The 24,454-nt window shown below is 35.7% G+C and carries 18 protein-coding genes and 1 pseudogene; 3 read left to right on the top strand and 16 right to left on the bottom strand.

The features are described from left to right. Positions 1 to 30 precede the first annotated feature (30 nt). From sov to EZJ43_RS01185, 16 genes and pseudogenes are all read right to left on the bottom strand, one after another. Positions 31 to 7,212 carry a T9SS outer membrane translocon Sov/SprA gene (gene sov / locus EZJ43_RS01260; RefSeq protein WP_133260839.1) on the bottom strand — a complete coding sequence of 2,394 codons (7,182 nt, stop codon included), beginning with the start codon at positions 7,210 to 7,212 and terminating at the stop codon, positions 31 to 33. A 13-nt stretch (positions 7,213 to 7,225) separates the two neighbouring features. Next, positions 7,226 to 7,810, bottom strand: a complete 585-nt coding sequence (ruvA, locus tag EZJ43_RS01255) for a Holliday junction branch migration protein RuvA (protein WP_133260838.1) — start codon at positions 7,808 to 7,810, stop codon at positions 7,226 to 7,228. Continuing rightward, positions 7,811 to 10,135, bottom strand: coding sequence for an NADP-dependent malic enzyme (locus EZJ43_RS01250; RefSeq protein WP_133260837.1), 2,325 nt, complete (start codon positions 10,133 to 10,135; stop codon positions 7,811 to 7,813). It lies immediately after the preceding gene. A 232-nt stretch (positions 10,136 to 10,367) separates the two neighbouring features. Further along, a complete protein-coding gene (locus EZJ43_RS01245) occupies positions 10,368 to 11,774 on the bottom strand; it encodes a lytic transglycosylase domain-containing protein (protein ID WP_133260836.1) in 1,407 nt (468 codons plus the stop codon). 157 nt (positions 11,775 to 11,931) lie between these two features. Then, on the bottom strand, positions 11,932 to 13,356 hold the full coding sequence (gatA, locus tag EZJ43_RS01240) for an Asp-tRNA(Asn)/Glu-tRNA(Gln) amidotransferase subunit GatA (protein WP_133260835.1): 1,425 nt from the start codon (positions 13,354 to 13,356) through the stop codon (positions 11,932 to 11,934). 17 nt (positions 13,357 to 13,373) lie between these two features. Further along, positions 13,374 to 13,574 carry a Sec-independent protein translocase subunit TatA/TatB gene (locus tag EZJ43_RS01235; RefSeq protein WP_207924545.1) on the bottom strand — a complete coding sequence of 67 codons (201 nt, stop codon included), beginning with the start codon at positions 13,572 to 13,574 and terminating at the stop codon, positions 13,374 to 13,376. A gap of 11 nt (positions 13,575 to 13,585) precedes the next feature. Continuing rightward, on the bottom strand, positions 13,586 to 13,966 hold the full coding sequence (locus tag EZJ43_RS17570; RefSeq protein WP_133260834.1) for a Sec-independent protein translocase subunit TatA/TatB: 381 nt from the start codon (positions 13,964 to 13,966) through the stop codon (positions 13,586 to 13,588). A gap of 47 nt (positions 13,967 to 14,013) precedes the next feature. Next, on the bottom strand, positions 14,014 to 15,306 hold the full coding sequence (locus EZJ43_RS01225; RefSeq protein ID WP_133260833.1) for a murein hydrolase activator EnvC family protein: 1,293 nt from the start codon (positions 15,304 to 15,306) through the stop codon (positions 14,014 to 14,016). Positions 15,307 to 15,468: 162 nt separating this feature from the next. After that, positions 15,469 to 16,260 carry a DUF4292 domain-containing protein gene (locus EZJ43_RS01220; RefSeq protein WP_133260832.1) on the bottom strand — a complete coding sequence of 264 codons (792 nt, stop codon included), beginning with the start codon at positions 16,258 to 16,260 and terminating at the stop codon, positions 15,469 to 15,471. Then, positions 16,238 to 17,935 (bottom strand): tetratricopeptide repeat protein, encoded by a 1,698-nt coding sequence (locus EZJ43_RS01215; protein WP_133260831.1) that lies wholly within the window; start codon positions 17,933 to 17,935, stop codon positions 16,238 to 16,240. The genes EZJ43_RS01220 and EZJ43_RS01215 overlap by 23 nt, the downstream gene beginning before the upstream one ends. Positions 17,936 to 17,944: 9 nt before the next feature. Further along, on the bottom strand, positions 17,945 to 19,432 hold the full coding sequence (locus EZJ43_RS01210; RefSeq protein ID WP_133260830.1) for a lipopolysaccharide biosynthesis protein: 1,488 nt from the start codon (positions 19,430 to 19,432) through the stop codon (positions 17,945 to 17,947). 74 nt (positions 19,433 to 19,506) lie between these two features. Next, a complete protein-coding gene (locus EZJ43_RS01205) occupies positions 19,507 to 19,791 on the bottom strand; it encodes an acylphosphatase (protein ID WP_133260829.1) in 285 nt (94 codons plus the stop codon). A 36-nt stretch (positions 19,792 to 19,827) separates the two neighbouring features. Beyond that, positions 19,828 to 20,781: an NAD(P)H-dependent flavin oxidoreductase gene (locus EZJ43_RS01200; RefSeq protein WP_133260828.1), complete on the bottom strand. Its 954-nt coding sequence runs from the start codon at positions 20,779 to 20,781 to the stop codon at positions 19,828 to 19,830. A 14-nt stretch (positions 20,782 to 20,795) separates the two neighbouring features. Continuing rightward, a pseudogene (locus EZJ43_RS01195) lies at positions 20,796 to 21,056 on the bottom strand (Txe/YoeB family addiction module toxin). Beyond that, on the bottom strand, positions 21,047 to 21,244 hold the full coding sequence (locus tag EZJ43_RS01190; RefSeq protein WP_133260827.1) for a DUF2683 family protein: 198 nt from the start codon (positions 21,242 to 21,244) through the stop codon (positions 21,047 to 21,049). Before EZJ43_RS01190 ends, EZJ43_RS01195 begins: the two are co-directional and overlap by 10 nt. Positions 21,245 to 21,348: 104 nt before the next feature. Next, positions 21,349 to 22,512 (bottom strand): amidohydrolase family protein, encoded by a 1,164-nt coding sequence (locus EZJ43_RS01185; RefSeq protein ID WP_133260826.1) that lies wholly within the window; start codon positions 22,510 to 22,512, stop codon positions 21,349 to 21,351. Between the two features lie 355 nt (positions 22,513 to 22,867). On the opposite strand from EZJ43_RS01185, the gene rluF reads away from it, so the two are divergent. The 3 genes from rluF to EZJ43_RS01170 all read left to right on the top strand — a co-directional run bounded on the left by rluF (position 22,868) and on the right by EZJ43_RS01170 (position 24,454). Beyond that, the gene (rluF, locus tag EZJ43_RS01180; RefSeq protein ID WP_133260825.1) at positions 22,868 to 23,830 is read left to right on the top strand and encodes a 23S rRNA pseudouridine(2604) synthase RluF; all 963 of its coding nucleotides are present in this window, start codon (positions 22,868 to 22,870) and stop codon (positions 23,828 to 23,830) included. Positions 23,831 to 23,948: 118 nt separating this feature from the next. Continuing rightward, on the top strand, positions 23,949 to 24,191 hold the full coding sequence (locus EZJ43_RS01175) for a DUF2683 family protein (protein ID WP_133260824.1): 243 nt from the start codon (positions 23,949 to 23,951) through the stop codon (positions 24,189 to 24,191). Beyond that, positions 24,173 to 24,454, top strand: coding sequence for a Txe/YoeB family addiction module toxin (locus EZJ43_RS01170; protein WP_133260823.1), 282 nt, complete (start codon positions 24,173 to 24,175; stop codon positions 24,452 to 24,454). The genes EZJ43_RS01175 and EZJ43_RS01170 overlap by 19 nt, the downstream gene beginning before the upstream one ends.

Raw genomic sequence — 24,454 nt, 5'->3', positions numbered from 1 at the left:
TCACCAGTAATTGTGTGATATTTATTCTCTCTAGTTCAAAGTAAACCTCAAACTAAAGCCAAAATTACTAAACGAAGTGTTAAACGTTTGCGAAGTATATGGTTTTGTAATGTTCGAATCGTAAAATAATTTAATGTTAAACTTTTGGTTCAACATATAATCTACACTAGGGCGAACTGTTATATTTTTTGCACCTGATGAAATTTCTGCCTCGGTAACATCTGCTCTGTAAATAACCGTTTTATTATCTCTAATTGCCACATCAAGTTTAAAATCCATATTATTATCTGTTTTTAAACCTTTAAATAGACCAAACGGGAACCGGAATTTATTGGTGCGATAACCCAAACCTAAAACCACGTTATTTTCTGAAAGCTGTGCCAATTGACTATTGGTTAAACTTAAACCCAATAAGCGAGATTTATTCATCTCAAATGAGGCTGTTAAATTATTTTTGAATCTAGTATCAACCCCAATTAAAGGCGCAAACTGTTCTGCAATAGTTACTTGTGCAAACTGCAATTGAGGCAAAAAATTGTTGTTTGCATCTCTGATACTTGAAAAACCGTTTACCTCTTGATAGCGCAATAACGAGTTATACCCATTAATGCTATAAGTAGAACGGTAACCATGTCTAATATCAACTGATGAAAAACGATCGGCTATAAAAGGAATTCTAGTTAAACCGCTATACGTTAAACGCCAATTTGGCAACGGAATTTTAGGGAAAGCATTTAGTTTTACCGAGCTTGCATCTTTACCCGTATATGCAGCCATGAAAGCCGAAATTAGTACATCTTGATCATCTTTGTTATAACCATCGGCATAGCCAGAATTTATGCCAGATGAGTTTGGATTTTGAGCACCCAACCTGCGCGAAATAATAATTCGGTTGGCCATAAACTGATTAAACAGTCCAGATATTACATTTGCATTTTTTTCTTTAAAAGCAGTACCAATTGCAATGTAAGATATACTGTAATCTCCCGTGGTAATTGCACTTAAATTTTGGAATGATGATGATGTACTTACATACCGAAAATTAGATGAGTAATTACGATTTTGGTTGCGCGTTGCCGTAAGGGTTATTCTCATATCCTTAACAGGCTCCAACTGTCCGGTTAAACTAAAATCTTCTCTTAGTGTATTTACGTAAAGTTGGTTTTGTAACGTATCGGTTGTTAACCAGCCATTATTTAAGGCCATTTCTCTAATATCTCTCTGACTACCAAACACAAATGCAGAACCTGGCGCACCTGTAACATCATCAATACCGAAATACTTCGTTTTAGGCAAGTAACCTGGCAAAAATGTTCCTTTGGTTTGTGTATAAGCAGCATTTACATTTTTTAAACTTGTTAATAAGTTTATGAAAAATCCCTTTATGCCAATATCATCTTTCCCTGTAGCATTTCTAATAAAACCAAATTTACTGTACAGATTAGATAAACTAAAAGTAGGGTTTAGCTGAATTGTTCTACTGTTTTGAATGGTATTTCCTAGGTTAATATTAGGATCTTGAATGGTGGATAGCGGCTCGGTTTGCCAATTAAAGTTTGTGCCATAGCGCGTAGCCAAAGTAACCCAACCTAAGCCGGGAATTTTGTTAATAGGCACATTGTATGTAACATTCAAATTATGGTTATAATCTGTTGTCCTACCTAAACGTTTCAAATTTTGCCAAACAGTATCGCGTTTTAAACCATCAATTCTGCCATCTGGCTCATCAATAATAGAGTAATTGGTGGCATTAAAATCTAACTGCAACGATTTTGTTAAGTTCCACGCAATACCGTAAACCCTACTCATATTAAAGTTTTTATTAAAGGTTGTGCCAAAACCATTCTGAAAAACTGGAATAGAATTATTCGGATCGTTGTTTCTTAACGTATTTTCTGCATACAAACGATTTACATCTACCCTAAAGTTTATCGAGCTTGGTAATATTGTGAAGTTAAAATCGCGTAATAACGATAGCAGGTTGGATTTAATTATTTTTTCGAACGGGGCATAACTTTTCTGTTGCGCCGAATAACTGTACTGTAAAGATCCGGTATAATTATTCTGGAGGCTACTTTGATTGATAAAATCGTGGTGATCAAACTCTGTAAAAGCGTAACTAACCGCAAAGTTTTCTATATCCCAAAGCCTTGCAGGTTTAGTGGTATTTATACGTTCTTTCCTTACATTGGTAAAGTTGATACTTCTACGCGTGGTATAATCTTGTGCGAAATTTAAGATCGAATCCTTTTGCTGTTTTGTAGAACGCTCTAAAGCATTTTTCAATTCAATATCGGGTGTTCTAGGGTTATATTGTGGCGTACTTACCTGTTTTGAATAACTTACAAACATTGGTATTTTAATGCCCGATTTTTTTGGCAAGAAATTACCGAGTTCCATTGCACTAGATACATCCAACAACACATTATCTGCACGGTTTCTTTCACTCACCTTCGAATCAATCGATCCAAAGCCTATGGTAGATTTGCTGCCAGAAATATTTACATCTGCAAAATCGGCAAGTTTTAAATTTAACCTTGCAGTAGCTGCCCAACCGCCTCTTTCATCAAATTCAGTTAAGCGCAATTCGTTAAACCAAACTAAAACACTTTTATCCAAACCATCATCAACCGATCCATTAGCAACATTACGAAGGGGATTTTTTACACCCAACATATAAACCCGCACTTTACTCATATCAGGCTGGCCTTTAACAATAATGGTTCCTGCACCATCGGTAAAAGTAAAAGGTAAATTGGTTGGCCATGGTTGCCCGTTACTTAGTTTGGCAACATTTCGAGCAAGTTTAGCATTTTGAAATAAGGTTAAATCAACATCTACTTTATTGGCATCGGGCCAAATTGTATTTGGATCACTTGTGCCTGGTAAAGTAACCTTTAATGGCAATACATACTCATAATAGTTATCCTGATTATCAGTACCTATCCTTAAAAAAGCAGCAACATCTCCATTGTTTAAATTATTGTTAGCCCCACTCTGCAAAGCTTCTGCGTGCACAAACATTTCCAAATGCTTGTACGATCGGAAATCGCTAAAAGCAGTTTTAAATGCTGCTCTGCCATAACCATCTCTTAAATTTTTTACGGTTACCGCTAACGATTGCTCATTTAATCTTGTATCGCCACGGAAATTGCTAAAATCTCTTTCGCGGACAATGCCCGGTGGCGTTACATACGGGATTGGAGATCTTTTTCCGTTTTCCTCTATATTAACCGTACTTACTTCTATCGAAGAGTTATCGGGCGTTAATGTAACCAATACCGGATCAACTATTATTTTATCACCTGCATTGGTCGAATTATATTCGCGCCATTCGCCACGAACCAATTGCAATTTTGCAAAACGCATCACTACCGTATCTGCAAAATTTGTCATAAACATCCGCATAAATCGGATGGATTTAAAATCTTGAATACTACCTACCTTTTGTTGGTACTCTCCAATAGGAATTTTAAATTGATACCACGAAACGGCTTGCGAAGTATTGTTTGCTAATTTTACTTGCGAAGTTACTTTATCGGTAATAAAATTTTGCCCAACCTGCAAATCTGCCGGACGCATAGAAACTTTGTATTGAAAATACTCATCGCTTTGCGTCATATTGTTATCTCGGTTGATGTCTTCTCCATCGGGAAGGGAAGTTGATGCAGAATTATCTATACCCAATTCATCTTGAGACTGTTTTGTTGTTTTCGAGTTGCCTTCGGTTCCGTTATAACGTTCATATCGCTTCAAAATACCAGCATTAGCTTGATCTAAGGCAGGCCCTCTAAAATAACTATAATCATCGGATGAAGGATCGGCATCGACAGCTGCTGATGCACTAGAATTTAACTGTGCTTTTATTGTAGTTAATGCACTTGCAAATTTTATTCTTTCATTGGCATTTGATAAACCATCTAAACCAACATCTTGCGCTTTACGCGCATCGGGGTCGTTATCAAAAGCTTGTACCACTGGCTGTAGTTTTGGTACTCTACCCCAATTTGTTTCATCATACCTCGACGGATCATCCGTTGCAGGCAATCCATTTTCTAACGATTTTCTTCCGTCTTTTAAAATATCTTCGGATATATTACCAAGATTAAAATAAACATCACCTCCGGTAGATCCTGGTTTATAAATAAACGGATCCATTACCCAAAACTCTATGAAACCAATATTCTGCGCTTCGAAATCATTGGTTTCTATTTTGCGCTGAAAACCAGCCCAACGGCTTTTTGGCAAACTTAAACTTCCATCATTATTAAAGCCGCTTGTTGCAAAATTATATGGCCCACGAACTGTAGGATAAAAAGCAACATCAAAAGTGGTAATATTTAAAGCTTGCCCAGTGGCAGTTTCTTTAAATGGAAAAACCTCTTGTTCTATAACTTCTCTAACATAATGATTTGATAATTCTTTTTTATTATTTCTAATGTTGCTCGGCGTTAATGTAGAGCTTGAGTTGTAAAAGGTAGGATCGATATTATAAAATGCCACCCGTGCTCTGTTATACCCATAGGCGAGATTATCTATCAATTGCGATTCGGGAAACTGTTGTGGCGTACCCGATAATTGCCAAGCTATCGCACTTTTCAAATCCACAACCGATCTTGCGCCTTCAAAATCATCCAAATAACTCACACCTCCTTTAGTACCCGCAAAATTTATTGCATTTGGATGCCCTGGAATTAAATTTGCATATTCCCCATAAAAGGTTACGCTAGACGGTGCTTTGGTAGAAAGAAATGGCAACTTATCAACCAGCTTGGTTAAAAACCTCGATGGCGAACTGTAATTTACATCGGCACCCCAAATGGTATTTGAAATTGGCTCTTCGCCCAGATTTACTTTTTGGGTTAACGGTTTCTCGGTAAGATTCATAATCGTACCGCCAAAGTTTAATTTTTTGTTTACACGATAATCCAATCTCGTTCCGAAGAGCGATTTTTGCTGTAAACCAAAGAGCTCATTATTTTCGGTCGTAATTCTAATGGGCTGGCCAGAAGATAACAACGCCTGATTAATTATGCTTACTCTACCACCTTGATAATCTACATTAAAATCTACACCCTCTGTTAGTGGAATTGTACCTGCGAAAACCTTTACGGATCCCTCCGGAACGTTAATCGCATTTAAGCTAAACTCCGAAGAAACCTCAGATTGGTAGCTTCCCTTTATAATATATCTATCCTTATTTTGAAAGAGTTGTTTTGCTATCGTTTGCGTTGAATCATAAAGCGCCGTAAAACTGTACTTATCAATAAGTGCCTGTTCGGTTGTGCTGTTAAATTGGCTTGCTAAATCTTTACCAAATGGCTCTATCAATGGAAAAATAATACGGCCGTTTGCGGGGTCTATTGTAATATAACCGTTATTGGTGTTGGTTAGTAAAGATGAAACAGAACCGCTGCCAAAATTAGCCCCAAAAGGACTTACAACAGCTGCCGTAGTTGATGAATTACCGAAAGCATTGTTTGAAGAAATAAAATCAAATACACCATCTGCCTTACGTTGATTTTGCATATCTAAACGATCGACACCGGTTAAATTTATCCATTGCTTGTTCGCTGTGTTTTGGCCCTCGGTTAATATTGGTGTTTCTACTCCGGTTTTATCATCTATTCTGAAAATATTTAACCTAAAATTCTGATTACTAATCAAATATCCGCCCATCGAGTAGATATTTTTCATCATTAATTTCCAAGTCGGAAGTTTAATTTTTGTGGTTTCGTTCTTTAAAAGTTTGGCAAATAAAACTTTTGGATTATTGGGATCGAAAGAAACATCGGTAGAAAATTCTCCTACTTGATATTCTACACCGTTGTAAGTATATCGGTAAGCAACTGCCAAAACCTCATCAGCGTTTAATGGATTATTAAGCGATATATAACCCAATTGAGGTTGAAATGTAAATTCTCTATCCGTTAATTTACGGGCGTAAGTTAGTTTTGCGTAGTTATCATTAGCGCCGTTTGCTTGGAAATATGTAATTACATCGTTAGAATTTGTTAACCGCGCACCTGGAGGTAAATTCTGGATTAACCTGTTAGATTGTTGTGGAAAACCCGTTGCTGATGTACCTGCAGGCAAGCCAGAACCGCCCGGCAAGAGTTGACGTGCATCGTAAGGTTGATTTTCGCCCAAATCTAAAAAGCCCAAAACATCTCTAGAATCTGTGGTTGTACCCGCTTTATTGGTAATCCACGCCTCTATTTTTGTAATTTGAATGGGTGAAGTAATAATGGGTGCATTGGCCAAATTTTTATTGTAATTATTTCGGAAATACTGGGCCAAAAAGTAATGTTTATTGGCTTCATAATTATCTGCACTAAAATTAAAATCGTTTTGTTGTGCACCGTTGGTAATTCTAATCTCTCTCGATTCTGATTTTTGTTGCGTGTAAACACTCGTTACGTTTAATTTACCAAACTGCAACTGAGTTTTAATACCGAAAAGTGCTTGTGTACCAGTAATTAAGGTAGTGCTTAGTGGCAAGCTTACATTTCCTGCTTCAATTTTTTTAATAATTTCATCTGGTGCTCCGGTATAATCTAATTTAATTTGGTTTTCAAAATCGAATCGAGCTTCGGTATTGTAATTACTTTTTATTTTAAGTTTCGTTCCGATATTTCCAGCCAAATCCATTTGGATTCTCTGATTAAAATCAAAATTGGTTTGTACCCGCTGTGTTTCGTTAAAAAGTGGATTTTCATTCTTATTCGTTCTACCTAAAAAAGTCAACTCTGCTTCGCCCCTAGGCTGAATATCAATTGTAGTACCCCCAAATAATTTCTCAAAGCCTTTACTGTTTACTTGGATAGGTGGAATGATACCTGTTTTCCTAAAATCGGCAACATCGGTATTTGAAATACTACGCCAATTGCTTCTTTTAAGTTCACTATCAACCAAACGTTGGTATTCACCAATAGTTAAAAACTGAGGAATGCTTACTTCTTTATCGCCCATCATTTCGCGCACAATGTACATACGCGTTTTAGCGTCGTACTCCACAGTACGTTTAATATTATTGGGCAGTGGATAAAAAGGATTGGTTGTAGAACTAAGGCCTAAAAGTTCTTTTTCTTTAAGACTAAAATTATTTTTAGACAAAGTTGTATCTGCTTTGCCCGGAATCACTTGAGAAAAAGCGATTTTTGTAGCAAATAAAAGTACAATGAGAAAAAGGAGTGTAGAAATTCTCTTCAAAGGCCGTGTAATTCTATAATTTTTTTAAAGCTTGTTTAATTAGTTGTTCAACCGAAAGTGTTCCTTCTGTTACTTTCAGAATTTGATCGATTGTTTTTTCGGTAGTTTGTTTGGTAAATCCGAGCATTACCAATGCTGATAACGCTTCGTCTTTAACTGTATTGTGTTTAGGCACAGAAATTAAAGAATCTGAACCTTCCTTTTTTAACTTATCTTGTAATTCGAGCACTAAACGTTGTGCGGTTTTAGCACCCAATCCTTTAACCCGTTGTATTAATGGTAAATCGGCATGTACAATGGCCGATTGAATTTCATCAGGCGTAATTGAGGATAAAATCATCCTCCCTGTGTTTGGGCCAATACCCGAAACTGATATTAAATGTAAAAATAAACGGCGTTCGCCTTCTTCGGCGAAGCCGTATAATGTATGTGCATCTTCTTTAACGTATAGCCAAGTGTATAATTTACATCTTTCGGCATCTGCCAATAAACTATAAGTATTTAATGAAATATTAATGTGATAACCAATACCTCCGGCTTCAACCACAACATAAGTTGGGTTTTTATGAACTAATTTACCATCGATATAAGCGTACATTTATTTTGTTTGTTTGTTTGTTGGTTTTGCAAATATACCTTTTCGTTTTGATGTTGCAATTTCTTCTTTTGCTTGTACATCCACAACGGCAATTGTAACCATATTTACAATCTCCCTAACCGAACTGCCCAACTGTACAATATGAACCGGTTTGTTTAAGCCCAATAAAATTGGACCAACTGCTTCTGCGCCACCCAACTCTTGCAAAAGTTTGTAGGCGATGTTTCCTGCCTCCAAGTTAGGAAAAATAAGCGTATTTGCAGGTGCACTTGCAAGTGCACTAAACGGAAAATTCTCTTTCAATAACTCGTTATTAATGGCAAAGTTTGCTTGCATTTCTCCATCAACAAGTATTTCGGGATGGTTTTTGTGCAATAATCTGGCAGTTTCTCGTACTTTTTCGGGTGTAACACCATCATTCGAACCAAAATTTGAATATGATAACAATGCAATACGAGGTTTAATGTTAAACTGCTTAACAGATTTATCAACCAATACCGTAATATCAACCAATTCTTCTGCCGTTGGATCTACATTTACTGTAGTATCGCCAAAAAATACTGGACCTTTCTTAGTCATCATCATATACATTCCTGCAACACGTTTTACACCAGGTTCTACACCAATAACATGTAAAGCAGGCTTAATTGTTGAAGCATAATTCTTAGTTAAACCAGAAATCATCGCATCGGCTTCGCCAAATTCTACCATCGAAGCACCAAAATAATTACGATCTCTCAATAATTTAGTTGCATCATTTGCAGAAACGCCTTTACGCTGTCGCTTTTTAAATAATGCATCGGCATAATGCTTTGTTTTCTCAGTTTCCTGCATTTGATCGATGATTTGAACACCATCTAACTCTAAAGCATGTTCATTTATAATACTCTGAATTTTTTCTTTATTTCCTAAAAGGATCGGAATAGCGATACCTTCGTCGTTAACAATTTGCGCTGCTTTTAAAATTTTGTAATTATCAGCCTCTGCAAAAACAACACGTTTAGGATCTGATTTTGCTTTTGTAGTAATTACGTTCATGATGGCATCATCCAAACCCAAACGTTTTCTCAATTCTTCTGCGTAAGCATCCCAATCGGTAATTTTTTTGCGTGCCACGCCACTGTCTATTGCTGCTTTTGCCACAGCCATAGAAACTTCGGTAATTAATCTAAAATCGACCGGCTTTGGAATAATATATTCTTTACCAAACTTAAGATTACGCGAGTTGTAAGCTAAGTTTACTGCCTCTGGCACTGATTTTTTCGCTAAATCTGCAATGGCTTTCACCGCAGCGATTTTCATTTCTTCGTTTATTGTGGTTGCGCGAACATCCAATGCACCGCGGAAAATATATGGAAAACCTAAAACGTTATTAACTTGGTTAGGATAATCAGAACGGCCAGTAGCCATAATAATATCCTTACGGGTTTTTATAGCCAGTTCGTACGCAATTTCTGGATTGGGATTTGCCATTGCAAATACAATTGGATTTTTAGCCATTGTACTCAACATTGGTGCAGTAACACAATCTGCAGATGAAAGACCGATGAAAACATCAGCATCTTTCATTGCTTCTTCCAGCGTATTAATTTTACGATCTGTTGCAAATTCTGCTTTAATATCATCGAGGACAGCGCGATCTTTCCGAATCACGCCAGTACGATCGCACATTACGATATTTTCTTTTTTAGCACCTAAAGAAACGTATAATCTTGTGCAGGAAATTGCAGCAGCACCAGCGCCGTTAACTACAATTTTAATCTTATCTAACTTCTTCTTTATTATTTCGCAGGCATTTAACAAGGCAGCAGCCGAAATAATTGCCGTTCCATGCTGGTCGTCGTGCATAACAGGAATATTCATTTCCTCTTTCAAACGACGTTCAATTTCGAAACATTCTGGGGCTTTAATATCTTCTAAATTTACACCACCAAAAGTTGGCTCTAATGCCTTTACAATTTTCACAAAATCATCAACATTTTTCGTATCTAATTCTAAATCGAAAACATCAATATCAGCAAATATTTTAAACAACAAACCTTTACCTTCCATAACTGGCTTACCAGCTTCTGGCCCAATATCTCCTAATCCTAAAACTGCGGTACCATTACTAATTACTGCAACTAAATTACCTTTTGCCGTATATTTATATACATCTTCTACGTTTGCAGCAATTTTTAAACAAGGTTCTGCAACGCCTGGAGAATATGCTAAAGTTAAATCGCGTTGAGAAGTAGTTGGTTTGGTTGGTATAACTTGTATCTTACCGGGACGGCCTAGTGCATGATAATCTAAAGCATCCTGTTTATTGTTTGTTTTACTCATGATTTGGATATTAGTGAGGCCACAAATGTACAATTCTTTTTTAGGAGGGTGAACGTTTTTTTCACCTTAGGCATTTGGAGGAGTTTGCAGATTAATTAAAATCGGCAAAAAGGCAGGTAAGCCGAAAAGGATTTTCCGAAAAGGATTCTGAGAAAATATTTTACAATTGGATGGGTAAGCATTTAAGCAACTCAATGCTAAATTACAGCTCAAAAAAATCAATAACCAAAACTTATCCCTTACTAATTTTCAATACCATACCAGGTTGTAAGTTGGAGTTTTCTAAATTATTATCCCGTTTTATAGTTTGTACAGTAACACCTTCAAATTTATCAGCAATATTAGAAATGGTATCGCCAGCTTTAACAAGATAAGTTAAATAATCAGCCGAAGGCTTTGATGCCATTTTTGTTTTAATATAAACTTTTAATTTTTGCCCGGGTACAATATTAAAGTTTTTTAAATTATTCCAAACTTTTAAATCTTGTACTTCTACATGATATAAATTTGCAACTTGCGTTAAATTTTGACCAGCTTTAACTTTGTGATAAAGCGTTTTATTTGAAGCTGCGGCTACTAACCCTTTCTTCTTCCTTAAATCACGTACATCATCCGTTCCTGCGGCCACAATTTGCATATCCACATCTAAATCGGTATGGTTCAACACTTCGTAAATGCTTGCAAAATCCATATTTTTTAGTTTTGGCATTACGATTCTTTTCGGCAAATCTGCAGAACCATTTACAATTTTCTTTTTGTACGATGGATTTAAAGCACAAAGGGAAACTTCATCTATATTAAGTGCTTTGGCAAGTAACGGCAAAGAAACAAAACGATTAACCTGAACAGTATCGGTTTTTAAATACAAATTACACGCTTGTGCAGAAATTTGATGCTTTCCCGAATAATTCATAATGTAAATTGCTGCAATTAGCGCAGGAACATAATTTCTGGTTTCTAAAGGCAAATATTGTCTAACTACCCAAAAATCTCTCGATCCAGCTTTATCCACCGCACGGGTTACATTACCCATACCGCAATTATAAGCGGCAATTGCAAGTAACCAATCGCCCAATTTTGCATACGCATCGCGGAAGTAAGCCGCAGCTGCATAACTGGCTTGAATTGGATCTTTCCGTTCATCAACAAAATTATCCATTTGTAAACCATACGCTTTTCCAGTTCCGAACATAAACTGCCACAAGCCTGTTGCCCCAACCCTCGAAACCGCATGGGGATTCATAGATGACTCGATAATTGGCAGATACTTTATTTCTTGAGGAATGTTGTATTCTTTAAGTGCTTTTTCAAATATGGGAAAGTAATAATTCGATAGCCCCAACATTTGGCCAATCATATCTTTCCGCTTCGCATAAATATCAATATAATGCTGTACGTATTCGTTATAAGGCAAAGGAATGGTTTTGGAAATAGAATCTAGCCGAAGTTTATACAGGTAATTTTGGCTCAGCATCAGCGGATTTTCTACCAATGCAGGAACCGTTACCGTATCTTTATTTATAAAAACATTATTTAGGTTATTAATTAATGAATCTATTTTTTTGTTTTGCTGTGCGAATGATGGAAAGCAACATGTTGTTGAAATACAAATGAATATAAGAAGTAATTTTTTAATCATGCGCTTTCTTTAATGTTCAGTTTTTATTTCTAAAAACTTAGGGCTTGTATTCTACCTAATTGAAGGATGTTAATTTCAAAATTATTAATGAAATACACTTCGACAAGCTGAGTAAGACAATCAACCAATAAAAAACTATTAAATCAATCTCCTATTTCTAACCAACTGCTAAAAACTCTTCGGAAAAAGCAAGTAATTTATCTTCATCAAAATGTTTGGCAATAAATTGAATACTTAACGGCAAACCATCTTCATTATTGCCTAAAGGTAAGGCAATTGCAGGGTTTCCGCTTAGCGAAGGTAATACCGTAAAAATATCAGCCATGTACATTACCAAAGGATTTTGCATGTTATCGCCAATTTTAAAAGCAGTTGTGGGCGCAACGGGCGATAAAACTAAATCAAAATCTTCAAAGAGCACATCCATTCGCTCGCGGATTAGTCGCCTAACCTTTTGCGCTTTTTGATAATACGCATCGTAGTAACCCGCACTTAAAACAAAAGTTCCTAAAAGGATTCTTCGCTTTACTTCCTCTCCAAAACCTTCGGCTCGCGATTTTTTATAAAGCTCGGTTAACGAAGTTGCGTCGGTATTACGATGGCCATAGTGTACACCATCGTAACGTGATAGATTTGATGAAGCTTCTGCCGCTGTTAAAATATAATATGCTGGCACCAAGTAATCTAACATATCGAAAGATACATATTCTATGGTATGGCCTTTGTCTTCTAAATCTTTAATCGATGTTAAAATCGCTGCTTTAACTTTAGGATCGAGCGCATCGCTATCGATGGTTTCTTTTAAAACCGCTATTTTTTGTTTTTTATGTTGATGTAAGTGTTTTGAATATTCTGGTACCGCCAAAGGAGAAACTGTACTGTCGTTTTCATCTGCTCCTGCCAAAACTTCTAAAAGTAATGCAGTATCTGTTACTGATGATGTAATGGTTCCAACTTGATCGAAGGAAGAAGCATAGGCAATAATCCCGTACCTAGAAATGCGACCGTAAGTAGGTTTTAAACCAATTTGACCACAAAATGCTGCAGGCTGACGAACAGAACCGCCGGTATCAGTACCTAACGAAGACAAGCACATATCTGCCTGAACTGCCACTGCAGAACCTCCAGATGAGCCACCCGCAACAAGAGAATGATCGGCAGCATTTTTTACATGTCCAAAATAGGAAGTTTCGTTTGATCCGCCCATTGCAAATTCATCGCAGTTTAAACGACCAATTATTACGGCATCTTCTTCTAACAATCGTTTTACAACAGTTGAGGAATAAGGCGACACAAATCCTTCTAACATTTTAGAGGAAGCAGTGACTTCATGATCTAGGTAACAGATATTATCTTTTATACCGATAACCATACCCGCAAGTTTGCCAGCTGTGCCAGCATCAATTTTTTGCTGTACCTTTTCTGCCTGCGCAGCCGCCGAATAAAAAAACACCTCATTAAATGCATTGAGGTGTTCGTTTTTCTTAATCTGCTCTAAATAATAAGTTAGTAAACTGGGTAAAGTTAACTTATGCTGTAAAATGAGCGTATGTATCTCTTTAAGAGAACTGTATTTCTTCAAAACTACCTATTAAAAATTTATAAAGGTTTGTTATCGCTTTTAATGTCGGCAGCATCACCCTCTGGGCCATCTTTACCTTCTTTAAATTCTTTTACACCTTTACCTAATCCACGCATTAATTCTGGAATTTTTTTACCCCCGAATAATAATAATACACCGGCTAAAATAAGTAAAATTTCTGGTGTGCCAAGCATTGCTGCTATTGTTGTGTTTAACATAATATTTTGGTTTATACTTTATCGTTTTGGTTTGCAACTATTTCGTCAATCGGCGTGCTTGTAGGTAATTTTACCTCAACAGTTTTTTCAACTACCACTGCAGTTGGTTCTACAACTGCTGTTTCATTGTGCTGAAATGTACTTGGTTCAGTAGGGTGGTGTGCCTGATTGTTATTTACCACTACTTCCTCATTATCCATTCCATTAATATTTCGATGTATTTCTCGCTTTACACCTTCTGATGCGTCTTTAAACTCTCTAATTCCTTTACCTAGCCCTCTAGCAAGTTCGGGCAATTTTTTACCTCCAAACATTAAAAGAACAACTACTAATATGAGGATGATTTCTCCTCCACCCATATTTAAAAACTCTAACAAAGTTCCCTGATACATAACAATTATTATTAATACAAATATAGACAATAAATTTTGCCTAAGGTTTATTTACTAATCCAAGCTTCGGGGTTTTGCTTACTCTGCCCCCGAATTATTTCAAAATGCAACTCCGCAACATCACCGGTATTGGCCACTACACCAATAGTTTGTTTTGTATTTACTCTTTCGCCTTTACTTACGCTAACAGAACGCAAATTCTGATAAACTGTAAAGTAATCACCATGTTTAATAACTACAAAATATTTACCATAAATGGTTTGCACCATAAATACTTCTCCATCAAACACTGCTCTAACACTCGATCCCTCCGCAGTGGTAATATTTACGCCTTCGTTATTTATACTCGCCTGATCTACTTTATGCACACCAAACCTTTCGGTTATACTACCAGTAGCCACTGGCCACGGCAATCTTCCCCTGTTATTTTCAAAACCTGATGACAGTTTCGCATCAGCAGGCGTATTCGTTAAAACATCGCTGTTAGAAGTTTTAGCAGGTTTTGCCTCGGCTGGTGTTGCCGCCACAGGTTTATTTTCTGCTCTTGCTTTAGCTGCAGCAATTGCGGCGGCTTTAGCAGCAGCTGCTCTTGCTTCTTCCTCAGCTCTTCTACGCGCTGCAATTTCTCTATTAATTGCAGCCGTAATTGCTCTGTCTATTTGCGCCTGTTGTTTTTTACGCGTTGCAATATCTTGTTTAAGCTGTTTCTCTTGCTTATTAAATTTCCCGATCAAATTAGCCTGTACGCTTTTATCTTTGCCCAACTTATCCTTTTCGCGTTCTTGATCTTTTAATAAGTTACTCTTCTCTTTTAAGGTTCTATCCAAAACCAAAATTTTACCGTTTAAATCTTTTTTTGTACTCTCTATATATCCAGCCTGTTTTTTACGGTATTGGCTAAATTGTTGCAAATACTTTATGCGTTTGTAAGCTTGATTAAAATCTTTCGCCGCAAAAATAAACATCATTTTATCGTAAGCATTTCTGTTTCGCTGTGCAAAGCGAACCATCCCTGCGTACTCTTTTTTCAAGTCTCCTAACTGACCTTGCAACGTATGTACGGTATTTGTGTTGGCAGAGATTTGATTATCTAAATTTTTTATTTCAGAATTGATTACGCCGATCTTACTTTGGCGCAATCGAATTTGCGTATTAATGGCATTATACTGCTGTACGGTTAGTTTTTTACCCGATGCAGTTTTCTTTAAAACTTTTTGTAATTGTTCAATTTCGCGTTCATAAGCTTCTTTTTTTCGCTTCAACTCATTGCTGCTCTGTGCAAATACAGCTATTGCCAAAAAAGTAAAAAGTAGGGTAATTAAGAGTTTGTACAGCTTCATTATGGCAAAAGTATAAATTTTTACAGTAAAAAGGGTCAAAAATTAAGATCTGAGCTTTGGAAACTCTTTAAATACAGCAACTTCATAAAATCTTCATCACTATAAAAGCAAAGTATTAAAAAAAGTAATGCGATTTAATTCTTAAAAAAGTGCTAGAAAATTTTAATTAACTACTTCTAACCTCTTCGGAACTGTAAACGGGAAATCAACAGGAACATTATTATCAATCTTTATAAACATTAAATTAATACCAATTTTCTTTTTTCCAGATAGTGTATTAATGACCATATTTTCTGGAAACATTGAACTATCTATCATTTTGTAATCACTGTAATTTACTTTTAAAGCTTGGCTATTTTTCGAGTCGTTTAAATCTGTTTCAGCAATTTTTAAAAATGTATTAAAAACAAGTTTATAATCTAAATCTTCATCGCTGCCTGCAATTGTCCAAACGCCATTTTCTTGTTTAACCATCGATTTTTCGGTCAAAAACTCGTCAATCGCATTGCCTGTTAACACATTCTGAAGCGTATTAAAATTAATTTGTTTGTTGGTAAAGCTGTATATATAGTTAAAAGGTTTTTTAATGTATTTATTGTTTATTTTATCAATAATCTTAATGCTATCAGGCGTTATTAAAGCACGGGCAACCTCTACAATACCACCAACTGCGGTTACACTTACCCAAATTGTTTGTTTATCTTTAATACGAATATTCATCGTTACATCGTTTGCTTCGCCATTAATCTCTAAACTTGCCTTTGCCTTTAAAGAAAGTGTTTTAAACTTAAATTGCTTACTGTTTAACAATGTTAATGTTTCAGCTTTAGATCGATCTGTTTTATTTTCTACAACAACTGTTGGTGCAACCGCAATAACTTTTTTTGTTTTACAGGCAGAACCCAAAACTACAACCAATAATAGCGCTATGCTACTTAATATATTTCTTCTCATTTATTTTTTTATTTAAAATTTGTGATTCATTTCCTAACTCCTTAGCTTTTTGCCACTGTTGCAAAGCGCCATCTTTATTGCCCTGCATATACAGAATATCCCCATAACGCTCAAAATAAACATCATTTCTTGTGCTAATGTTTTGAATTGCTTTTTCTATCCATTGTTGCGCCAAATCATATTTTTGAAGTTTAAAAAGCACGAAGGCATAAGTATCTGCAAATGAAGCGCTAGTGGTTACTGCATTTGCCGCTATTTTTGCAAATTTCTCTGCCTTTAATAACTCATCATTTCGCAATGCGAGATAATAGGCATAATTATTCATTACAAGATAATTATTAGCATCGAGATCGATTGCCTTTTCAAACGCTAATTTTGCTGCATGAAAATTTTTCTGATTAATGTAAATATCGCCTTTAAGCTGATAAACTTGAGATTGATGCAGTTTATTTTCTGTATCCAACTGGAGTGCGCTATCTAAATTACTTAAGGCAAGGTCGGTTTTTCCAGTTTTAAACAAAGCGAAACCGTTATAATAATATAAACTTGCCTGGTTGGGGTAAATAGATAATGCTTCATTGCAAGTTTTCAACGCCTCTTTGTAATTTCCTAGTGCGGTTTGTATTTCGATTACAGCTTCCCAAACCGAATAAATTTTTGAGTTTAATTTTAAAGCACTTAAATATTGTGGAAGCGCTTCTTTCAAGTTGTTCTGTTGATATAAAATATTGCCATAAAGTGCAAAAACTTTGGCTTCAGTTGGGCTTATATTCGTTAAAAGCTTACTTATTTCTGTAAGGCGGCCAACAAATTCGGTATCTTTCACTTTTGGAAAAAGAGACACTATTAATTCGATTTTATCATCTAAGGGGATTTTTGGATTTTCAATTGCCTGCTTCAGCGTAGCAACAGAAAGATCATCATAACCTTGGATAAAGTAAATGCTAGCAAGTGCTAAATTAACCTCGAAGTGTTCTGGCACTTCAAACACTGCTTTCTGCAAAATATCAATTGCTTCTTCTCTATTTTTATTTAGCAACTGCGCAGTTGCTAGCTTTACGTAGTAGTCGTTGTCGGCTTTACTATTATTTGGGGTAATTATCGAACCATCCTGATCAGCATTTTTTACGTTTGATAAGCGTTCTCTAGCCTGTGTTAAATCCGGTGATAATCCGAATTTAGTTTCAATTTCATCGTAGGTTTTTTGGGCATCTTCTATTTTATTGGAGATAAACTGTGCGTTCGCCCGATCAAAATAATAAGCATCACGCGCTGGGTCTAGTTTAATAAGTTGATTTAATGTTACGATTAATTCTGGCATATTGTTATTGCGCTTTTGCAATTCTGAAAGCAATATCCAATACCATTTATTATCCCCGTTAATTTTAATGGCTTGTTTTACGTTAATCTCTGCCTCTTTAAACTTATCCATTCGCACGTTGGTGGTTGCCAATTCGAAGTAGGCCACATCATTTTTAGGATCGAGGCTAACAATTTTTGAAAAGTTATTTGAAGCAACAACATAATTTTCGTTCATTTTTTCACGCAACCCTGCAAAAAACAGTTGCTTAACCATGTTGCTGTCTGCCTCATTTCTCAGATTAGAAGCCTTTTGAGCAAATACGCTAGTATTGATCAGAAAAAAACCGAGAAATACACATTGCTTTAAACTCATAATTGCTACTTATTCTGCGCTTTTGATCATTTTTTTTATTTCTGTCTTTTCAAAATAGGCAATTATAGCCAAAAACAACACCAATAATCCATTACCAATGTAAATATTTCGATTAAATACCCAAAAAGATAAATAAACAATTAGGATGGAAGTTAATAAATACGCCGACATCCGTTTAATTTTATAAGGTATTGGATAATATTTCTGCCCTAAAACGTACGAAATAACCATAATTATAAAATAAGCCATCATAGAAACTACCGCAGAACCCATATAACTGTAAATTGGAATCAAAATAATGTTCATTACGATGGTAAATACGGCGCCCACTAATGAGATATATAAGCCAAAACGAGTTTGATCTGATAATCGATACCAAATAGAAAGATTCATGTAAATACCTAAACATACATAGCCAAAAAGCAAATATGGTACTGCAGGCAAACCCACCCAATATTTATGGTTAATAAAGTGTTTTAATATTTCGATGTTTGCCGTTAAACCCACAAACAAAAGCGCAAGTGCCAAAACAAAATAGTATAAAATAGATGCGTAAGTGTTTTTGGCATTTGCGTTTTTAGCGTGACTAAAAAAGAAGGGCTCTGCACCCAGTCGAAAAGCCGTATTAAAAATACTGATAAAAATAGCGAGCTTGCATACAGCGCCGTAAATTCCCGTTTCGTGATCGGCAATGGCACTGGGAAGATATTTACCTAACAAAATCTTGTCTAAATTTTCGTTTATAATGAAAGATAAATTGGCGATAAGTACCGGCCAACTGTACCCGAACATATCATAAAACAATGATTTGTTAAACCTAAATCTAATTTCTAAAAACTGAGGGAGCAAGAAGATGAACGTAGAAATACTGGCAATTAAGTTTGCAATGAAAACATAACCCACCCAAATGCCTTTATACCACGATGAAAACCATGTGCCTACACTACCTCCGTGCGCAATTAAAAATGGAATTGCATAGATAAATATTAAATTTAGGCTAACAAAAACACCAATATTTAAAAATTTTATAACACTGTACCGCAGCGGTTTTCCATCGGCACGTAACTTAGCAAAAGGAATTACGCTTATGGCATCGAAAAAAAGTATCCATACAAAGTACTTTACATATAATATTTGATTTGGCAACTGACTAATGCTTTCAGTTAACGTGTATCGGGCTAAAAAATCAGAAAAAATTAATCCTGTTATTAGAAATAATGTGGCAATAAAACCAATTACCAAAAAACTATTGTTATAAACTTCCTCTTTCCTATCCGAATGCTTATTTAGATATCTAAAATAAGTTGTCTCCATTCCAAAAGCCAAAATTGGATTTATAATGGAAACATAGCTGAACATTTTGGTAAAAATCCCGTAGATATTGGTTGGGAAAACACTGGTATAAATTGGCGTTAAAATAAAGTTAAACAACCTAGAAAATATGGTACTGATACCATAAACCATTGTTTGACCAAGAAATTTTTTATAAACAGACATTTTTTAGGATCGAGATAAAAGTATCAAGAAAATTTATTTCGTATAAATATTGAGCTCATTTTCTGGCCTTGATACTAAATACTTGCTACTTTTTTTACCACATCAAAATTACGATAGTTTTTCAGTTCGCCTTCTATAATTTCTACGTTTTCTACTTTTGATTTTTCTGGCCCCTCGTTACACCATTCTTTAAATACATCCAAAGTAATTTCGTCAGCCTCTGCTTCTACATATACCGAACCATCTTTTTCGTTTTTTACAAAACCTTTTACACCCATTTGGTCGGCTACGGCTTTTGTGCTTGCCCTAAAAAAAACGCCCTGTACTTTACCCTTAATTTTTATTTTAATGTGTTTCACTGGTGTTGGAAAGTTGAAATGTTAAATGCTGTAAAGTTAAGTATCAAAATCGTATTCAGATAAATTCTTTTTGATGAATAAAAACTCCTCCCAAATGTCATCCAAAATCTGCTTTGCGGGTTTTATCTCTTTAAGCATTGCGGCTACCTGTCCAATTTCCAGTTCTCCGTTTTGCATATCGCCTTCGAACATGCCCAACTTCGCTCTCGCTTTACCAAGTAATTGTATTAATTTTTCTTGATCTGCGCCTTGCGCTTCGGCAAGTGTAACGGCTTCTGCGAATTCGTTTTTCAATAATCTAACAGGCACGAGTTTTTTCATTGCCAATTTGGTATCGCCTTCGGCTGATGAAAGAATTTTTTGTTTAAAGAGCGGATGTGCAGATGATTCTTCGGCAACAGCAAATGCCGAACCTATTTGAACCGCATTTGCACCCAAAGCAAAGCAAGCCAACATTGCCCGCCCACTGGCAATACCACCCGCAGCAATTACCGGGATTTTTACAGCATCTTTTATCATCGGGATTAAACATAATGTGGTTGTTTCTTCCCGACCGTTATGTCCGCCAGCTTCAAAACCTTCTGCAACGACTGCATCTACTCCAGCTTCTTGCGCCTTTAATGCGAACTTGGTATTCGCAATTACGTGCACCACCGTTATTCCTTTTTCTTTTAAAGTTGTTGTCCAAGTTGATGGGTTTCCAGCCGAGGTAAAAACAATTTTAACTCGTTCTTCGATAACAATATTGATAATTTCTTTAATATTTGGATAGAGCAAAGGAACATTAACCGCGAAGGGTTTATCAGTTGCGAGTTTACACTTTTGAATGTGCGTTCTTAAAACCTCGGGATACATCGAACCAGCACCAATAATACCTAAACCACCTGCATTAGACACCGCCGAGGCCAGTTTCCAACCACTGCACCAAACCATGCCAGCCTGTATGATGGGGAATTTAATATTAAAGAGTTTGCAGATTGGGTTTATCATTGATATTTAATAAGCTACAAGTAATGTCCTTTCAGAGAATGGACAAGAATTCGATTTTCTTGAACCTCATATATCAGTCGATGTTCTTGATTAATTCTTCTAGACCAATTACCGATTTGTTAATATTTAAGCGCCTCAGGCTTACCAATGCCCGAAAAAGGATTTTCTTGAATACTTTCTAATAACGCACGAACCTTTTTTAAAACCGCTTGGTTTCCAGATTTTTTGAAATACTTTAAATCTTCAATAGCAATTAGTGTAAACTCTATTTCCATATCTCATCTAAAGTAACCTTTACGGTTTCGCCTTTAGAAGCTTGCTCTTTACTCAGCCTCATTTTATTAATAAATTGAGCATTATATGGTTGCTTGTTTTCCTCGAATACGATATTAAAGGCTTTCATAAATACCTTTAGAGCAGAAAGTTGCTCCTGATTCTCAGGATGTACAGTTAACGTTGACATAAATCAAATTTAAACAAAAAATATTAAGCTGCAAAAATCATTACAAATGATATACTCCTAGTTTTTTTTTAAGTGTTAGGTCAGGCGTAAATAACACGAAAAAACTAGCACAGCTTCTGCACTTTAATATCCTTAATCTTAAAATCATTCGAAAGTTGGATAAGATTTAAACCTGGCCTTTTTCCCTTTTCGATACTTCCATATAGCTTCTCTATTTTTAAAAACTCAGCGCCGTTTAACGTTGCCCACTTAAGGAGTTCTTCAAAATCAATATTTTTTTGAATTTGTAAAACCTGCATCTCCGCCAAAATATTCAGCTGGTGGTTACTCGCCAAACTATCCGTTCCCAGTGTAATTTTTAGGTTTTCTGTTGCCAACAAATTTACATCCGGTAAATTATTTTCGATGTATAAATTCGCATTCGGACATAAACACCAAAATAATTTTTCATGCACACCATTCGCAAAATCTACATCGGCCTTGCCAGAGAAAGTATTGTGCACCAGTAAAGTATTTATATTTTTATTTAGAAGTGGCAAATGATAATGCAACGAATTTCTTCCTTTATTGTGAGCATCACTTTGTGCAATATCAATTTCAGCAAAAAAATCGGCGAAAGTGCCCTTTCCATTTTCAAATAGATCATTTTCTCCTTTGGTTTCTTGATTATGTATGGATGAAATATCATCGTCATCAATCACTTGGTTGATTTCATTAAATAAATCTGCAGAGACAGAATATGGCGCATGTGGCACAATAGAAGCTTTTAAAGGTGCAAAATCTTTTTTAACTTGAATCGCAGCTTCTATAATTGGTGCCGAAAGCCTATTAAAACCTAAAACCTCTACAAACGTGTGGTAGTATAGTTTACTTTTTAGTTTGATAGATTTTGAGATTGCTACATTCGAAATATCACCAACGGCAACAATACCATTTGTGTACATTTCTTCATCTGCATTTTGCATAGCGGATGTTACTTCTGTTTCTGTTTGTTGCCTATGCGCTAAAACGCTTTTTATAAATAATGGCAAACCAGTGTGTTCTTCAATTTTTCCGTGCAGGTGCGATAGTTCTAAATGGCAATGTGTATTTATAAAACCAGGAACAATTGCTCCCTTATATTTATCGATAATGATATTTAGCTTTTTGAATTCGATTTCTGTACATACCTCTATAATTTCTCCATTGCTATTAATAGCAACTGCACCATTTTTTATTGGTGGACTAGAAACTGGGAATATCCAATCGGCAGAAAAATAAGTTATCATGATGCAAATTAAGCTGAAAAAAACTGTTTTTATATATTTTTGAAGTTTTTTAACCACCGAGTACACAAAGAAGATAACACAGAGTTCATAGAGAAAAATGTAATTCTGTGTAACCACCTTGGTTGAATTTACGAAGTAATATTTCTTAGCCGCCTCAGGTGGCAAAAAACCTCGCCACTAAATCTCTTTAATAAACCCCTCGTTCCTCGGGATGATAAGACCTTTAATCTTCATATTCTTCTGCGCCTCTAGTAATTCACTCCGTGCACGCTGTGAAAACCTCCGTGTGCTCTGTGGTAAAAAACTAACTTACCTCAATCATTAATAAAAGATTATATTTCCGTAAAATTGCACCATGAACAACAACTCTGCTACCCGTTTAAATAAATTTATCAGCGAAAGCGGCTTATGTTCGCGTAGAGAGGCCGACCGATTTATAGAAAAAGGCAATGTTTTCATCAATGGAAAAAAAGCCAAAATTGGCGATCAGGTTTATGCAGGCGACCGCGTTATGGTTAATGGTCATAATATCGAACCTAAAAAAGCATCAAATTTCATTCTTTTAGCATTTAATAAACCTGTTGGTATTACCAGTACAACAGAAGCATCGGTTAAAGAAAATATAGTTGATTTTGTAAACCATAGCGAACGAATTTTCCCAATTGGGCGTTTGGATAAAGACTCATCGGGATTAATTTTTTTAACCAATAACGGCGACATTGTAAATAAAATTTTAAGAGCAGGAAATAAGCACGAAAAAGAATATGTGGTTACGGTTAATAAGCCATTAACGGAAGATTTTGTTTTTGAAATGAGCAATGGTGTGCCCATTTTAGGTGTAAATACTCGTAAATGCAAAGTACGTCAAGTAAGTACCTTTGTTTTTAATATTACTATAATGCAGGGTTTGAACAGGCAAATAAGGCGCATGTGCGAACATTTTGGGTACGAAGTGACCAAGTTGGAACGTATCCGGATTATGAATATTAATTTAAAAGGCATACCCAGCGGAGAGTTTCGCGAATTAACCGAAGAAGAATTGAATGGCATTATGAAGAGTGTCGAAAAATCGTCTTCAGAAGGTACAGCTAAACCAAAAAACACTAAAAAGAAAACCAACTCTTGGGAAGAACTAACGGAAGCAAACCCTGATAAACCCAAAAAAGTTTTCAAACCCAACCGTCCGTCAGCTTCAAAATCATCAGGCAAAAAAACAGGAACAGCGAACGGCGGTAAATCCACTGTAAAAGGAAATTCAACTGGTCGTAACGCCAGGCCTACGAAAGGTAAACCAAGTGCTAAAGGACGAGGTAGATAAACTAATAAATTGTAAAATTAGTTTTCGATAATTACCTTAAAGTTCAATCCTTCTGCCCTAAACCTTTTTTTTAACTACCTTTGTATTAATCATTTTGCAACGAGGTAAATTAATAAGTATGGAACCACTAATCATGCATCCAGAAACTGAAGAGCAGTTAGTTGCATTAAAAGCAATTGCAAAGGTTTTGAAGATTCCTTTTAATGAAAAGCAAAAGGTATCAATGACAGAACGTGAAAAAACAATTGCGCTCTACGGTATCGAAATGATCGAAGCTATAGAAAAAGCAGAGGAGTCGATAAAAAATGGCAATGTTAAAACTTTAGACCCATCAAAATCATTATGGGAAAATATTCAATAGTTTTAGAAAAAAATGCTGAGAAGCAAATTAAGCTACATTTTAAATCAGGCAACAAAGCATCTATTAAAAAAATAAATCAAATTTTTGACGAACTTGTATCTAACCCATATTTCGGGACAGGAGAACCCGAAGCTTTAAAATACAGTTTATCAAATTTCTGGTCAAGAAAAATAAACCAAAAAGATAGAATGATTTATAGGGTTGATGAAAATATTGTTACCGTTTTCATAATTGCTGCAATGGGTCATTACAGTGATAAATAA

Origin of the sequence: Pedobacter changchengzhani (assembly GCF_004354365.1) — a bacterium.
Classification (GTDB): Bacteria; Bacteroidota; Bacteroidia; order Sphingobacteriales; family Sphingobacteriaceae; genus Pedobacter; species Pedobacter changchengzhani.
Note: the sequence above shows the minus strand (reverse complement) of the source record. Positions and strands in the feature narration are given on the sequence as shown.